6 protein-coding genes are annotated in these 15,438 nt (G+C 68.3%); all 6 read left to right on the top strand.

Annotation, left to right across the window (positions count from 1 at the left end; translation table 11 throughout):
• Positions 1–65 precede the first annotated feature (65 nt).
• The 6 genes from DFP89_RS20310 (at position 66) to DFP89_RS09120 (ending at position 15,422) form a co-directional block, all read left to right on the top strand.
• A complete protein-coding gene (locus DFP89_RS20310) occupies positions 66–749 on the top strand; it encodes a hypothetical protein (protein WP_181870296.1) in 684 nt (227 codons plus the stop codon).
• Between the two features lie 31 nt (positions 750–780).
• Positions 781–1,512 carry a hypothetical protein gene (locus DFP89_RS21020; RefSeq protein ID WP_114349085.1) on the top strand — a complete coding sequence of 244 codons (732 nt, stop codon included), beginning with the start codon at positions 781–783 and terminating at the stop codon, positions 1,510–1,512.
• A gap of 143 nt (positions 1,513–1,655) precedes the next feature.
• The gene (locus DFP89_RS09135; RefSeq protein WP_114349084.1) at positions 1,656–3,218 is read left to right on the top strand and encodes a lipase family protein; all 1,563 of its coding nucleotides are present in this window, start codon (positions 1,656–1,658) and stop codon (positions 3,216–3,218) included.
• Positions 3,218–12,952: a DUF6603 domain-containing protein gene (locus DFP89_RS09130; protein WP_114349083.1), complete on the top strand. Its 9,735-nt coding sequence runs from the start codon at positions 3,218–3,220 to the stop codon at positions 12,950–12,952. Before DFP89_RS09135 ends, DFP89_RS09130 begins: the two co-directional genes overlap by 1 nt.
• Positions 12,949–14,469, top strand: coding sequence for a hypothetical protein (locus DFP89_RS09125; protein ID WP_114349082.1), 1,521 nt, complete (start codon positions 12,949–12,951; stop codon positions 14,467–14,469). Before DFP89_RS09130 ends, DFP89_RS09125 begins: the two co-directional genes overlap by 4 nt.
• Positions 14,466–15,422, top strand: coding sequence for a hypothetical protein (locus DFP89_RS09120; RefSeq protein WP_114349081.1), 957 nt, complete (start codon positions 14,466–14,468; stop codon positions 15,420–15,422). The genes DFP89_RS09125 and DFP89_RS09120 overlap by 4 nt, the downstream gene beginning before the upstream one ends.
• Positions 15,423–15,438: the final 16 nt, after the last annotated feature.

The raw sequence follows: 15,438 nt of genomic DNA, 5'->3' as shown, positions 1-15,438 counted from the left end.
CGCATGGGGAAAGGGCGCACCCGTACCGGGTTCAGGCGCATGCCCGACAAGGAAGAGGTTTCGGAATGACCGACAACACAAAAACCTTCAGCTTTATCGGCGGGCCCGGCACCCCCGGCACCGACCAGGACCAACCCGGACCCACCGGCCAGAATGGCGGACAGGGCAACAGCGGCGCCAGCACCAGGGACAAGAACGGCAATTACACCTGCAGCACGCAACCCACGCAAGGCGGACCCGGTATTAACGGCGGCACCGGGCTGAATGGCGGCGATGCCGGGCCCGGGCTCGACAGCGCGCCGGCGTCAATATCACTTGGCCTCATCACCGGCATCGTCACCATCGAGACGGGCGGCGGCAATGGCGGCACGGGCGGCAAAGGCGGCCAGGGCGGCCGGGGCGGAGATGGCGGCCCACCCGGCAACAATCCGGACGGCTGCACGAACGCCACCACGGGTCCCGCCGGCATGGGCGGAAAGGGCGGCACAGGCGGTAAGGGCGGCAATGGCGGCAACGCCGCAACAGTGATGATCACGGGCCAATTGCAGATCGGTGCCGCGATTGTCTTCAACAACAATCACGGGGCTCTCGGCGGCGGCGGCGGCGCGGGCGGCGCGGGCCTGCCCGGTACGGGGACCGGCGGCGGCGGCGACCTGGGTGGGGGCAATGGCGGCCCAAAAGGCGACAAGAACGGGACGCCTGGTCAGGTGGTGTTTAACAACAAGCCGGTCCCCCCCGGCGGATCCTGAGCCGAGAACCCGCCCAAAGCGAGAGGATGACATGCAAAGCACAGACAACGATACGCCCATGCCGCAGATCCTGATCCTCGGCGCCGATGGTGCGAATGGCGAACCGGGCAGCATCGGTATGGATGGCGTGAACAGCAAGGAAACCAATACCGGCCAGAACGGTGCTGATGGCACGCCGGGCTGGTTCAGCTGCCACTGCGCTACGGATGGCACCAAGGGCGCCGACGCGGTTTCTGGCGGCGGCCCGGGCGGCAATGGCGGCAACGGCGCACGGCCCGACAGCTTTGTGCTGACCGCCTTGCGCTATATCGGGCCGATCCGCATCTACTCGCGCGGCGGGCAGGGCGGCAGGGGCGGAAATGGTGGTACGGGCGGCAGCGGTGCCGGAGGCGGCAATGGCGGCACGAACGCGTCGTCCTGCGTTTCCAATGGCGACTGTCGCCCGACCAGTGGCGGCCAGGGCGGCGATGCCGGCAATGGCGGCATGGGCGGCCGCGGCGGCAATGGCGGTCCTGGTGGCGACATCGAGATCCGCTTCAGCGGCCAGCAACCCGTCAACGTCCTTGGGCAGAGCTTCGGCGGCACGGCCGGCTGCCCCGGAACTGGCGGCATGAGCGGCACCCCCGGCCAGGGCGGCTATGGCGAGATGATCGCTGGCAAGAAGGATCTGGCCCTGCCGGGCCGTGCCGGCATCAATGGCAGCGACCTTGGCGGAGGTGAGGTCGGCCATGCCGGCACGGTGACGCTGCTACGGGTGAAATAGCGCTTCGGTTCGCTGTCCCGCCGCAGCCTTGAAAATCGTCTTGCGCCGGATGCGCGCGACATACCCGAGACCGGCGTTCTCCGATCCGCCGGCCGATCCGTCGACCCCGGGCCGCATCGCGGCCCCCAGAATGGAGCGCCGCGATGACCACCCTTAGCCCTGACGATGCCGCATCGCTGGCGCAGCTGGCGGGCGCTGCGGCACGCGACCTGTCGATCGGCGCCGCCCTGCCGCCCGGCTGGTCGGTATTCGAGACATTTCCGAATGCGCCGCCGCCGCTGGGCCCGGACACGACCGGCGCGCAGGGCTTCATTGCCAGCGGGGCGTTGCCCTCGGACCCGGGCACGCAGGTCACCGTCATCGCCCTGGCCTATCCGCTGCAAAGCTACGCGGCCTGGAGCAGTGCCACCGTGATCGGCCGCCCGGCGGGGTTGCTGCCCCTGCCTGCGGGCGTGTCCGACGTGAACGCCAATGCGATCGCCCCGGCGGTCGCGGGATACGCAGCCCTGCGCGACGAATTGTGGCAGGCCTTTGCCCGCACCGCGCCGCGCGACGTGATCGTTACCGGCACGCAGCTTGGAGCGGCGATGGCCGCGATCGGCGCCATCGACCTGCGGCCCGGCCAGATCGGCCCCGACGGCACGACCAAGGGGCCGGCCGCGAAATCGCGTTGCGTCATGCTGTCGGCCCCGGCACCGGGCGATCAGGCACTGGCGCAGCTGCTTGCCGCCCAGACGCAAGCCGCCTGGACGCTGAGCACCGCGCATCTGGGCGTGAGCATCGACACCTTTCCGGGCGCCCCCACCGATGGCGCCGTGGTCGCCGGCACGCCGATGGCTATCCCCGCGCGCACGCTGGCTGCGCCCGGGCTGATCTCGGACGCCGACACCTGGGTGCAGCGCGACAGCGATGCCTATGTCGCGGCCCTGGGCGGCGATCCGGTGGATCTGGGCACCGTCGCCGCGCAGATGGCCACGCAAGCTGCGTTCGACGTGCTTCGGGCGGCCACGCTTGCCGATCTGATCGGCCTGCCCTACCTGCTGTCCGGCTATCCCGGGCTGCGTATCGCGGCGCCGATGGTGCCCTATGCGCTATCCGCGCCCATCGCCAATGGCCCGACGATCTGGGGGGTCTCGGCGCGCGCGCCCGGTACAGCCGCGCTGCTGTTTCGGGACGCGGTCGGCTGGCAGGAATTCGACACGCTGACCTGTGACTACAACCCGGTCGCCACGCCGTTCTCGGGTCCGGAATGGACCACGGCCAAGATACATTCGGGCGCCGCCACGCTTTTCGGCACGCTGCGCGCCGCCATCGCCGCCGAGGCAGGGGCGGCGCTGAAGGCCGATGCCGCGACCGTGCTTGATTTCGCCGGCCATGGGCTGGGGGGGGCGGTGGCCGCCCTGGCCGCCATCGACACGATCCAGACGCTCAACCCGTCGCAGACGCCGCGGGTGTGGATGTTCGGCGCGCCGGTCTTCGGCACCTACGACTTTCTGACGCTCGCGGCGAAGCTGGTCGGGCCGACCACGATCAGCCTCAGCCGGCTGACCGACTTTCTGCCCCGGATCCCCTTCGCCTTCGGCAATGACGGGCTGGGTCAGCCCGTGTCCTTGCTGGGGCGGCCCCGCATCACCGATCCCGATGGGCACGGCCTGTCGGGATATGCCAGCCTGCTCAGCCCCCGCCGCGCGCCAGAGGTCATGTGATGGACGACGACGATCCCCGCCTGCGCCTGGGCTATATCCCCCCGCGCCGCCGCCGGCAGACCTCTCGGCGCGGCAAGCTGCGCCGCCCGCAGCCGACGATGCTGCCCGCCCCCCGCAACGCGGCCATGTTGCGCGGCACCCCGGCCGACAGCGTCTGCTTTACCGGGCTTGACCCGGCATTGGCCAGCCTTGGCCAGCTGATCGGTGTGCTCGAGCCGGGCGCCGAGGCGGACAGCGCTTGCCTGAACGCCGCGTGGTTCGGCGACCCGATCGGCAATCTCAGGACGGCGCTACGCCAGAACCCGGGCCAGATCGCCGGGCTGATGACCGAGCTTCTGGGTTCGGCAGCAGGTCAGGCCATGGGGCTGCCGGTCAAGGATCCGGCGCTTCTGGGCACCTGGTATCCGCTGATCACCCCGGACCCCAAGGCCGCGCGCGGGCTTTATATCGTCAATTACGAAAGCGGTGGCGATCAGGTGTTCGGCATCGGCATCCTTGGGCAGTTCAATGTGCCGTCCTCGGATCCGGTCGTGACCATCGAGGCCTGGGGACTGGTGCCGGTCCTGAAGATGGGCGCGGGTGGCGTGGCGCCGGTGCTGACCGAGGCAGGCTTCCCGATGAGTCTGGGCGTGGCGGTCGAGGGGGCCGGCGATGCCTCGGGAACACGCAAGCCGCTGTTTTCACTTGAAGGCATCTCGTTCGACGGGGTCAAGGTCAACGTCCTGATCGATGTCACGGCCCCCCAGGTGACAGCCGATGTCGTGGTGCTGCGGCTGCAGCTGCCCGGCGAGACCGCCGCCAGGAACATGTCGCTGGCGGATATTGCCGCGCTCAGCTCGTTGCAGATCCAGAACACCATCGCCGCACTTTTTGTCGGCGCGCTGTCGCAAATCTCGGCCGGGGCGGCGGACGAGGCGCGCTATCTGCTGCCGATCCTGGGCATCAACGGCACCGTGCCGGGGCAAAAGACCACCCTGCCAGAACTGGATTGGGGGCAGCTTCTGGACATCGCGATAAAGGGCACGGGCGACGTCGCGCAGCCGTTCAAGGATTGGTTCGGCGCGCTGACCGCCAGTCCCGACCTTCTGGGCACCTGGCTGACCGCCATCGGCGGTGCGATGGGTGCGGATGCGCCCAAGGCCAGCGGCTCCGGCAGCCGCGCCAGCCCGCTGGCGGTGCAGCTGACCCAGATTTCGGGCATCGGGGCACTGTCCTTTACCATGGGGTCGACGGTCGCCCAGGATGGCACAAGGCAGATCTATCCCGGCTTGCAGTTCCTGGCCGATCCCAAGGCGCTGGGGAGTTCTGACGCCGTGCTGCGCCTGACCGCCCAGGCCGAACTGGCCGAATTCTCGATCGGCCCGGCGGCGTTTTCCTTTGGTGCGCCGTCCTCGCTGGACTTCTCGCTGGGTGTGGCACTGACCAACAAGGATCTGTCCAAGCCGCTGGTCTCGGCCGAGGGCTACGGCGCGGGGGCGATCCGTGCGGGGGTGGCGCTGTCGGCGGCGACATGGCCCTTGCCGCAGATGCAGCTGCTGGATCTGGTCACCCCGGATGGAAGCCATGACAATGTCAACCTGCTCAGCCCTTCCGAGCTGGCCCGCGAGGCCGAGAAGGTGCTGCCCGGGCTGATCCTGTCGCAGCTGAAAAAGATGCTGGGGATCGGCACCGCCGATGCCATTCCCTTCGCCGATGGTCTGGCGGCGTTGATCGGGGTCACCGCGCCCGAGGTCGAGGGCGGAACCTGGCCCGCCGATCTTGCGCCGCCCTTTTCCGCGACACGGATCGCGGGTTCGATCTTTCAGCCCGTCGATGCCATCGGCAGCTATTACCGCGATATCCTGACCTCGTCCGAGACGATCAACGGGCGCAAGGCCTTTTCCTATATCGTCGAAGAGGTCGCAGGGCTTTTGCAGCAGGCGCAAAGCGGCAAGGTCAGCGTGACGGTGACCGGAGAGGGCACGCCGCAGAACCCCTGGTCGGCCGCGCTGACGCTGGATCAGACCACGCTGCCCGCGCATCTGACCGCCTTTACCGCGCCCGCGACACAAACCGGCCAGCCGGTGACGCAGCTGGTCATCGGCATGACCCTGGCGCCGCAACTGACGCTTGCGGGCACGAAAATCGAACCCGGCGTGACCTTTGATCTGGTCTGCGTCGATCTGCCCGATGCCGGGTCCAGCGCCGCGCTCAAGGGGGTGTGGGCGCCGCTGATCGCTGCCGGGCTGCGACTGCCGGACGGGTTCAGCTCGCCCGAGATGGGCGGGGCGGTCTTCAGCATCGGCCCGTCCGAGGCCACCGGCAGCTTCAGCCGCGACGACGGGCTATCGTTGCAGCTTGTCGTCAGCGACCCCGTGCTGACCATCGACGGCCAGACCATCAAGCTGGGCGAAACCCTGAACCTTGCCGATCCCGCCGCGCTGCAAGCCCTGGTGGAGAACGAAATTGCCAGCTTCCGGCAAATGATACCCGGCTTGCTGGGCGTGGCGCTGCTGAAGACGGGAACCCGGCCGGGCATGGCGGTGGCGGGCGCGATGGGGCTGTTGCCGCAGATCGACAAGGCAACGGGCTTTCCCAAGGGTCTGGCATGGCCCGCGATCGCGCCGCTGCAGCTCGACAGTTTCGCCGATCCGTGGCCGGCGCTGCGCGGCCAGCTGGGCCATGCGCTGGCCGATGATGCCACGGCTGGCGCGGTCCTATCCCTGATCGGCTGGAGCCTTGATGCCAGCCAGACCGCCGCGACCCTGCTTCCCGGCTCGCTGGCCTATGACAATCCGTTCCAGGTGGCTCTGCCCGGATCCGTGGCCGCATTGCTGATCTGGTCTGGCCAACCCGGGAAATCCGTCGGCCTGAGCCTCGGGCGCGATCTTGCGGGCAGTTTCGCACAAGGCGCTGCGCAGATCGACGCGCTGACCCGGCTGCGGCTGGACCTGCTGGATTTTGACCTGACCTCGGGCAAACCGGTGGCGGACAGCACCGTGCCGGGCTTCAGCATCACGTCGACCCTGTCATGCAAGGGCAAGCCCTTGGTGGATGCCGGCGCGGCGGGGTCTCTGGGCAGCCTGAGCCTGGGCATCCTGGTGGCTGCCGATGGTGCCGGTACGGCCAGCATCACCCCCATCGTCACCCTGACCGATGTCGTCCTGCCGGGCGCGACCACGCCATCGACACTGACATTCGACCAGATCACTGCCCCGGATTTCATGCCGCGCGCATTGTCGGCGGTCCAGACGCTGCTGAATCAGGCAGTCTCGACCGCCGCGGGCGCCGCCGCCAAAAGCGCGCTGTTTAACGATGCCTACACGTTCCTGTCCTTGCTGGGGCTGGCGCAGCCGCGCAGCGGCGACAGCGACCCCTACGGGATCAATCCCGATGGCTGGCAGGGCCTGATCGCCGACCCCGAGGGCTTTGTCACCGCGGGCTTTGAAACGCTGCTGGTCGATCCGGCCACGCGCAGCCGCTTTGCCACCCTGATCGGCGATCTGCTGGGGATCACGCTGCCGACGGTGAACCCGGCCATCCTTGAGGTGCTGAGCGCGCTTGGCATCCTCGGGGCGGGCGATCTGGGCTATCCGCTGCGTCTGGACCGGCTGGTCGCGCTGGTCCGCAACCCGGTTCAGGAACTGGTGGCGCGGCTGACCGGACTGCTGTCCGACCCGCCAGCGCTAAGCCAACTGAGCAGCCGGCTTGCGGCGGTGACAACCCCCATCGCGGCCGGGCCATTCGTGATGACGGTGGCGGGCGGCAACAAGATCAGCTTCGCGATCGCCCCCGAGCTTGCGCCGGTGCTTGCCGGCATCCTGAAGCCGCAGGGCAGCGTGACGCTAAATCTGGCCACGCCGTCGCTGAGCGTGGATCTGGGCGGGCGCATCGTCCAGCTGGGTCTGGGGCCGGAAATCACCATCGGCTTCAACCCCGCCGCGCAGGGCCCGGTTTCCGAGGCAACCCTGGCCGCGACCGCGCCCGAATTCAGCTTTGGCATCGGTTTTGGCGATGGCACCCGGCCCGCGCCCGATCCGCTGATCCTTTATGCCGCGCTGGCCGCGAACGCGCCGCCGCTGCCCGACTTGCAGGCGCAGCTGGCCCGGATCGTGCCGGCCTATGCGCTGTCGACACTGGCCACGCTGGTGCTTGAAGGTCAGGTGCTGGCGAAATCGCCTCTGGCGCAGCAGGTCTTCGCCGGTCTGGGCCTGGCCGAGAATATCGGCGGCGTCTGGCGCATGCCCTCGCTGCTGGGACTGGCCCAGAACCCCAAGGGGTGGCTGCTCTCGAACGGGATCCTGGGCGAGAACGGCCAGTTCGACGTGGCGGGTTTCGCCCGCTGGCTCAGCGGTTTGCCCAAGGTCGATGGCCCTGCCGGACTCTCGGTCGTGCCGCAGGCGGATGGCGTCGGCATCGCCGGCCTGCCCTATGGGTTCGCGATCTCGCTGACCGGCAAGGGCGATACCGCGACATTGGCGCTGGGATCGCAGAAGATCACCATCGCCGATGGTTCTGCCGCGCTTGAGGATCTGATGATCGGCGTGCAGCTTGGCGCCAACGCGGCGCCCGGCATTGTCGGCGCGCTGCGGATCGAGGCGACGCCGGGCGGCATCGACCCGATCTTTGCCGATATCGGCTATGATAACGGCTTTGCGCTGACCATCGGCCAGGGCACGCCCACCGGCACCGGGCTGATCGCGGCCCATGACGCAGCCGAGGCGCAGCTTGCGCTGCAACTGCTGCCCTTTCAGGGCTTCGGCTCGCTGGTCGAGCAGACGGCGCGGCAATTGCCGGCCAAGCTGATCGCCGAAGCGACGCCCTATCTGCTGGACGGGTTGCGCAATGCCGGCGCCAAGGATTTCGCCGATGCCCTGCAAACCGCCGGGACCGAGCTTGACGTGCTGGCTCTGGTCAAGGCCATCAGCAACGTGCCCCAATTCACCCCCGAGAATGTCGAGACGGCGGCACTGGACTGGCTCAGGGCGCGGCTGAGCGACACCGGCGCCCCCAAGACCGCGGATGCCGTCAAGACCCTGCTGGCACTGGTGCTGGGCGATGCCGTCCAGACCAGCAACGGGCTGGTGACCTATCAGCCCTCCAAGGATCTGCCGCTGATCTTTGACGCGGGGGTGGCCGGCACCGGCGACGATGCGCAGATCGGGCTGTGGGTGGAACTGGACCTGCCCGACCTGGGACGCATCCGCCCGCGGATCGGGCGTACCGGCATCGGCATTCCGCGCAGCGGCGCGATCACGCCGCAATTCAGCTTCGGCATCGACGTCACCGTCGCCTTTGAAGGCGATACCGGGCCGCAATTGGCACTGGGGCTGACCGACAGCAGCGGCGGCGGCCTGCCTGGCCTTGCCCTCAGCTTCGACCCGCTGGGATCGGCCTCCGGCGCGGCCGCCTCGCCGCTTGCCCGGCAATTGCTGCCCGAATTCTTTCCCGCCGCCAAGGGCGACGGCAGAGACCTGTCGGCGCGCTTCGAGGCCTGGGCGCTGCAGGTGCTGACCGAGGTGGTGCCGCGCTATGTCGGCGCCGTGCTGCTGAACCAGGACGCGGTCTCGGGCTGGCTGGGGGCGCCGCTGTTCGGTGCCGCCGGCGGTCCCAGCCCGGCGGATGTGTTGGAAGGCGCCAAGGTTCTGACCAAGGCGGATGGCCGCTATGCGCTGGCGCCGATCTCGACTTTCCAGAACATCGAGCCGCTGGAATTCACCGCGAATTTCCTGCGCGCGCTTCTGGCACAAGAGCTTCGCGTCCTGAGCTTTGGCCCCGACAACAAGGGTGAGCTGTGGATCGGCCCCAATTCGCAAGACAGCAGCGCCTATGGCCTGCGCGTGGTGGCTCCGGGGCTGAAGGTGCCGAAACTGGATTTCGTCACCCTGCAACTGGGGGCCGCCGATGCCGCCTGGATCGCCGCCGCAGGCGGGCCGACAGGGCTGAAACCGGGCATCGGGCTGTATCTGCCGATCCCGGACGTGAACGGCAAGCCCAAGCCGGAATTCGACAGGTTCGAATTGAATTTCGTCAATCTTGGCATGGACTTCACCGGCGCGGCCGGGCGGCCGCTGGTGGACTTCACCCGCTTCCAGCTTGGCGGCGTGTCGCCGCGCGCCTTTGTCGATCTGAACCTGAATGGCAGCGCGGCGCCAAAGGTCAGCTTCGGCGTCGCCGCCGGCCTGGACGATATCGCGATATCGGTCGCGCCCACATCCGTGGTGCAGGGCAGCGGCGGCAATGCGGTGGCGCAGAACCTGCTGGGCGCGGGCGAGGACAGCGGCGATGCCGGCAAGGACAACACCTCCGCCACAAACCCCGCCTTCACCGTCTTCGGCGCCTATGCGGGCAAGCCCTTCGTGCAACTGACCCGTGCCGGCGCGGCGGCCAACCCGATCATCATTCCCGTCCAGCGCAGCTTCGGACCGCTGAACGTGGTCGATGTGGGCTTTGGCTGGGAACAGCCCGATGCCCGGCTCGACCTGCTCTTCGATGGCGGGCTGTCGCTGGCCGGGCTGGAGGCGGAGGTTCAGGGCCTCAGCGTCGGCATCCCGGTCAAGAGCATTACCGATCTGGGCAGCTACGCGCTGTCCCTTGAGGGGCTGGGCATCTCGTTTCGCGGCGGATCCGTGGTGATCGAGGGCAGCCTCGAGAAGTTCGACGGCCCGCCGATCTCATATGAGGGTGCGCTGGTGGTGCAGGCGGCGGGCTTTGGCATCACGGCGCTGGGGGCCTATTCGCTGCTGCCGATCACGGCGGATGCGGACGGCCCGACCGCGCCCAGCCTTTTTGTCTTTGGCGCATTGCAGGCACCCCTGGGCGGCGTGCCGGCGTTTTTCGTCACCGGCGTCGCCGCAGGCTTCGGCGTCAACCGCTCGGTCACGATTCCGCCCGTGGGGCAGGTTCAGGATTTCCCGCTTTTGCCCGGCAAGTTCGGCGCCAACACCTCGCTCAAGGATGCGATGGCCAAGCTGGCCGAGGTGGTGCGGCCCGAACTGGGGCAATACTGGCTGGCCGCCGGGCTGACCTTTTCCAGTTTCGAGTTGATCGACGGCATGGCGCTGATCTTTGTGCAGTTCGGCCGCCGGTTCGAGCTGGATCTGGTCGGTCTGGCCTCGGCGCCGCTGCCCAAGGGACTGTCCAAGGGCGAAGCGCTGGCCTATGTGGAACTGGCGCTGAAGGCGACCGTGATCCCGGACCAGGGTTTTATCTCGGTCGAGGCGCAGCTGACGCCCAATTCCTATGTGCTGGCGCAGCCCTGCAAACTGACCGGCGGGTTTGCATTCATGCTGTGGCTCAAGGACATCACGGCTGCCGACGGCACGCCGATATCCGCCGGACAATTCGTGATCACGCTTGGCGGCTATCACCCGGCCTTCAAGAAACCCTCATTCTATCCCGACGTGCCGCGGCTGGGACTGGAATGGCTGATCGATGTCAGCGTCGGCAAGGTCTCGATCTCGGGCGGGACCTATTTCGCGCTGGTGCCCACGGCGATCATGGCCGGCGGCTATCTCAAGGTGCTGTTCGAGGCCGGGCCACTGCGCGCCTGGCTGAACGCGGCGGCGAACTTCATCATCCAGTGGAAGCCCTTCTACTACGAGGTCGATATCGGGGTTTCGATCGGGGTGGGATTCAGATGCAAGATCGGCGGGGTCTCGATCACGCTTTCGGTCTCGCTCGGGGCCGATCTGATCCTGGAAGGACCGCCGACCCACGGCAAGGCCCATGTCAACTGGTACATCATCAGCTTCAGCATCCCCATCGGCGAGGCGCAGAACGCCACCAGCCCGAACCTGCTGGACTGGAGCGCCTTCGAGAATGGCTTCCTGCCCGCGGCGGCGTCACCGGCCCCGGCCCCTGCGCCCGCCGCGGCCAAGCTTCTCGCCACGGCGACAAACGACACGGCGGCAAACGACACCGCGCCGCGCCAGCCGCTGAAGCTGGCAGTCGTCACCGGCCGGCTGGGCGGTTCCAATGCACAGGACAAGGATGCAAGCTGGCTCCTGAGCGCGGTGCCATTCTCGCTGCGCGTCGACACGGTGATCCCGGCCAGCGAAGTGACCTTCGCCGCGACCAAGACCGTCCTTGCCGGTCAGAGCATCGGCATCCGGCCAATGGGCCAGCAGCGGATCAGCGCGCCTCTCAATGTCAGCATCACCGGTCCCTCGGGCGCCCCCGTGGATCTTGATGCCCGCGGCGTCGGTCTGAACGCGGTAACGGGCGGTGCCCCGAATGCGATCTGGTCCACCGCCGCGCTGAACAATCAGCGCGCCCCGGACGGCAACGATCTGGTGATCCCGAATTCGGTGATGGGGCTGCTTCTGAACGCGGCCTCGTACCAGCTGACCGGCACCATCCCGGCCTTTGCGCTGACCAACCTGAAATACGATCTGGCCAAGAACACCCTGCACCTGCCGCTGGCCGACGCACCCCAATACGGTCCCGCCGCCGCAACAAGCCAGATCAGTGCGATCACCCGCATGAAGCAGACGATCATGGCGGCACCGACGATCGCGAACCGCAATGCCGCCTATGCCACCTTCCGGCTGGCCAATCTTGATGCCCCGGCCGACCCGTCGCTGGCGGTGATGGCCAGTTCGGCCGATCTGGTGGTGCAGGCGCCGCCGGTTCTTGCCCATCCCGGCATCTATCAGGCGCCGGCACCGGCGCCGACACGCAAGACGCCGCGCCCCGCAGCGGTTGCCGCAGCCCCCCGGCCTGCCGCAACCTCCGAGCGGGCGGCGGCGGCATTCGCGCCAAGACTGGTCGCCGTCATGCGCAGCCACATGCTGGACGCCCCCGCCAACAGCGCCCACCCGGCACTGACAGCACAGGCGCAGCGGATCGCCAGCCATGTCGCGCAGGTGTCCAGCGCCCATGTCGCCGAGGCGCCGGTGCTGCCCGGACACAGCGCATTGTGGCTGCTGGATGCGCGGCAGCCTTGCGAAATGGCGCTGACCGGACCCGGGCAGGCGCGGGTGCTGTGCCTCGATGCGGACGGGGCGATGCTGGCGGACCGGATCGTTCCGGCCCAAGGCGACAGCCTGTCGCTGCCCCCCGGCACCCGCAACCTGTTGCTGCATCCCGCGACCGAAGAGATGGACGGCATCGGCTGGCAGCTGGATACGCCGCTTTTCCAGATCACCCCGCATCTGGCGGTGGGCGCGGGATGCACGCTGCGCACGCAAAACGCCCTCCACCCGCCTTTGCGCAATCGCCGGGCGCCGCATCGCGCGATCGAAGCCGAGGAGCTGCTGCTTCTGAACCGCGTCACCGGCGCCGATGGCGCATTGCGGCGCGGCTGGGTGCAGACCGTCTTGCCCGGCTCGGTCGTCAGCGTGACCGTCATCACCGATCTGGACACCGACGAGGCCGCCGCCCGGCTGCAGGTCTCGGCAAGACGCGATGCGGTGCCGGGCCTCGCGGCAACCCGGATGCTGCAAGCCGCCGAGATCACCCCACGCCCCGGCGGCAGCGCCGCGCGTTTCGACATCGCGGGCACCGCCGAGGACGGCGCCAGCCTCAGCCTGATCACGCAACTGACCGGCGGCGAAACCGGCGCGCTGCTTGCGGTGATCGGTCACGTGGCCCGACCCGAAGCACCTGCCGCAGCCCCCGCGACATTGCTGGCCAGAACGCCTGGGACCGACGATCCGCAGGGGATCGCAGTCGCGCTGCGGCCCGGCAACGGCGGCATGCCACTCGCCCCCGACCTGATCCCCGGCCAGACCGAACGGAGGCAGCAACCATGAGCGATCCGATCATTTCGGCCCCGGCCACGGTCGGCCCCGGCGAGATCCAGTTCTATGACCGCATCACCCCGCCCTTCACCGCCGGATCCCATGTGCTGACGGTCACCCAGACCGTCACCGGGATCGTGGGCGAAACCACGGATCCCGTCTTTCCCGCCACCCAGCCCTTTGAAATCGCCGCGCCCCGGTTTCGCATCGATCCGAGCAGCATCCAGCAGGTCTTTCCGCCCGCCGATCAGGCCGGAAGCTATGACGGCGTGCTGCCCAGCATGGTGTTCAAGGAATTTGCGCTGCCCTGGATGCGGCTTCTGAGCCCGACCGCCACGCCCGACGACCCCTGCCCCTGGATCGGGCTGCTGACCATTGCCGAAGCCGAGATGCCCGCCCCGCCCGGCAAGTCCGGGCCAAAGGATCCCAAGCTCAGCTATCCCGCCACCATTGCCGTCTCGGCGCTGGTCAAACCGGCCGAGGCCGATGTGCTGCCGCCCGCATTGGGCACGATCCTGCCCTCGGAGGGCGATACGGTCGTGACCGTGGACATGGATCTGGACTATTTCACCGGCATCGCGCCCACGGCCGGGGATTTGGCCTATCTCGCCCATGCGCGGGTGGTGAACACCGACGGCAAGGTCATCCTCGGCATGGATGAGGACGGGGCCTTCTCGGTCGTGACCGGCAACCGGATCGCGCAGAATGGCGGCAGGAACACGGTGCTGCTGGTGTCCTATGAAGGGCATCAGGACCATCTTCCCGGCGGTCCCGCCATCGGCAAGGCCTATACGAAGATCCGGCTCGTGGTGCTGGGCAGCTGGAGCTTTTATGCCAACGAAACCCCGGGCGGCTTCCTGCAGCTGATGGAGCAGCTCTGCATGAAAGGCGGCGGCGGGGTGGATCTGCTGCGTCTGCCGCAGGCGCCCTCCGGCGATGCCTGGGCGCAAGAGGCGCTGGCCATCGGCTATGTGCCGCTGCAAAACGACCTGCGCGACGGCGAGGTGGCGACGGCGCTTTATCGCGGCCCGCTGGTGCCGGCGCCCACGCAGGTGAACGACAGTTACGGGCCGTTCTACTTTTCGGACCACGCCATCCATTACGATCCCGACTATGGCGTCTTCAACCACGCCTATGCCTGCGCCTGGCAGGTCGGGCGGTTGCTGGCACTCTCTGACGGGGCCTTTGTCCAGGGGCTGATCAACTGGCGGCGGGACTATGCCCAACGGCTTGCGGCCTCGACCAGGGCGGCAGAGGTCAGCGCCCCGCTGAGCCTGGCGCTGACTGCGCAGGCGAGCGCATCCGCCGATGCCCCCGAGGCGATCCGGCACCTGTTTTCGGACCGGTTTGCGGATCTGGCCGACGCTATTCCCCAGATGGTGCCGCGCAGCCGCGTCGCCGCCCCCGCCGCCCCCGCCGCCATCGCCCCCGCCGCCATCCTCACGCCCAAGGACGCGCTGGCCGATCCGCTGCACCTGCTGCGCGACCTTGTCCAGGCCGGCGCGACCAAGAAGGAATCCGGTCCATGAAATCGACCTTCAGCTCTGCCCGCGCCGTCAGCCTGCAGCAGCGCGACACCACGCGCGTCGCGCAAGGGGCTGCGGCAGCACAGGGTTCCACGGTCCGGACCGGCGCGGCCCCGACCGCGCCCGCCCTGCCCCGGCAACTTCTGGACTGGCTGACCCAGCTGACGCTGCTTTACGGCGTGCCCTTCGAATATCTGGTGGCGGATCCGCGCCTGCTGCCCCCCGAATCCATGCGCTTCTTCCATATCGACCGCAACTGGCTGCAGCGCAGCGTCGATGGCGCGCTGTCCACGGCCACGCTGTCCACCGCCGAGGCGATTTTCAACGAAACGCTTTTCGAAGCTGTCTATGCCGAGATCGAGGCCAATCAGCAGGCCCTGCGCGCCACGCTGCGTGGCAAGCCCCTGCCCCAGGAGGTCACGGTGCCGGCGGCCTATACCGGATTTCTGTTCCGCTCGGTCGTCGTCTCGGGCTGGCCGGGGCTGGAGGTCCTGGCCAGCCGGGAGGGCAAGACCGTCGAGCTGGTGCGTATGGACCGCTTGTCCGCGACGATCCTGCTGGTGATCTTCGCCGAACAGCCCGACTCGGTCAGCTTTATCGAACCCTCGGAGGGGCTGCATTTCGGCCTGCTGCCCGTCGCCGGCACGCCCGGCGCCTGGCAGGTAAACCTGCGCGGTCTGGGCCTTGGGGGATATGTCGCGGGCACGCAGATCGCGCAAAACAGCGAGAACCTGACAGGTCCGGTCATCATGCGCGATGGCACGGGGCAGCCCGCCGGGGTGGTGCGCGTCGCCGACACTGCCGCAAAGCTGGCGGCGGCAATGCCCAAGGCCGCGCTGCCGCCCTCGGGCAAGCTCAGCGCGGCGGGCTTTGCCCTGCAAATGGTGCGCGGGGCTGGACGGCAGGATTACACCGCCAGCGCCACGGCACTTTGCCCCGCGAATGGGGGCCAGTGATGAAGGGATACACGCC

Source organism: Paracoccus lutimaris (assembly GCF_003337565.1).
GTDB classification, from domain to species: Bacteria; Pseudomonadota; Alphaproteobacteria; order Rhodobacterales; family Rhodobacteraceae; genus Paracoccus; species Paracoccus lutimaris.
Note: the sequence above shows the minus strand (reverse complement) of the source record. Positions and strands in the feature narration are given on the sequence as shown.

What these genes read in the sequence shown, in the direction of transcription:
- DFP89_RS20310 (WP_181870296.1), top strand. Translation starts at nt 66, where the DNA reads ATGACCGACAACACAAAAACCTTCAGCTTTATCGGCGGGCCCGGCACC.
- DFP89_RS21020 (WP_114349085.1), top strand. Translation starts at nt 781, where the DNA reads ATGCAAAGCACAGACAACGATACGCCCATGCCGCAGATCCTGATCCTC.
- DFP89_RS09135 (WP_114349084.1), top strand. Translation starts at nt 1,656, where the DNA reads ATGACCACCCTTAGCCCTGACGATGCCGCATCGCTGGCGCAGCTGGCG.
- DFP89_RS09130 (WP_114349083.1), top strand. Translation starts at nt 3,218, where the DNA reads ATGGACGACGACGATCCCCGCCTGCGCCTGGGCTATATCCCCCCGCGC.
- DFP89_RS09125 (WP_114349082.1), top strand. Translation starts at nt 12,949, where the DNA reads ATGAGCGATCCGATCATTTCGGCCCCGGCCACGGTCGGCCCCGGCGAG.
- DFP89_RS09120 (WP_114349081.1), top strand. Translation starts at nt 14,466, where the DNA reads ATGAAATCGACCTTCAGCTCTGCCCGCGCCGTCAGCCTGCAGCAGCGC.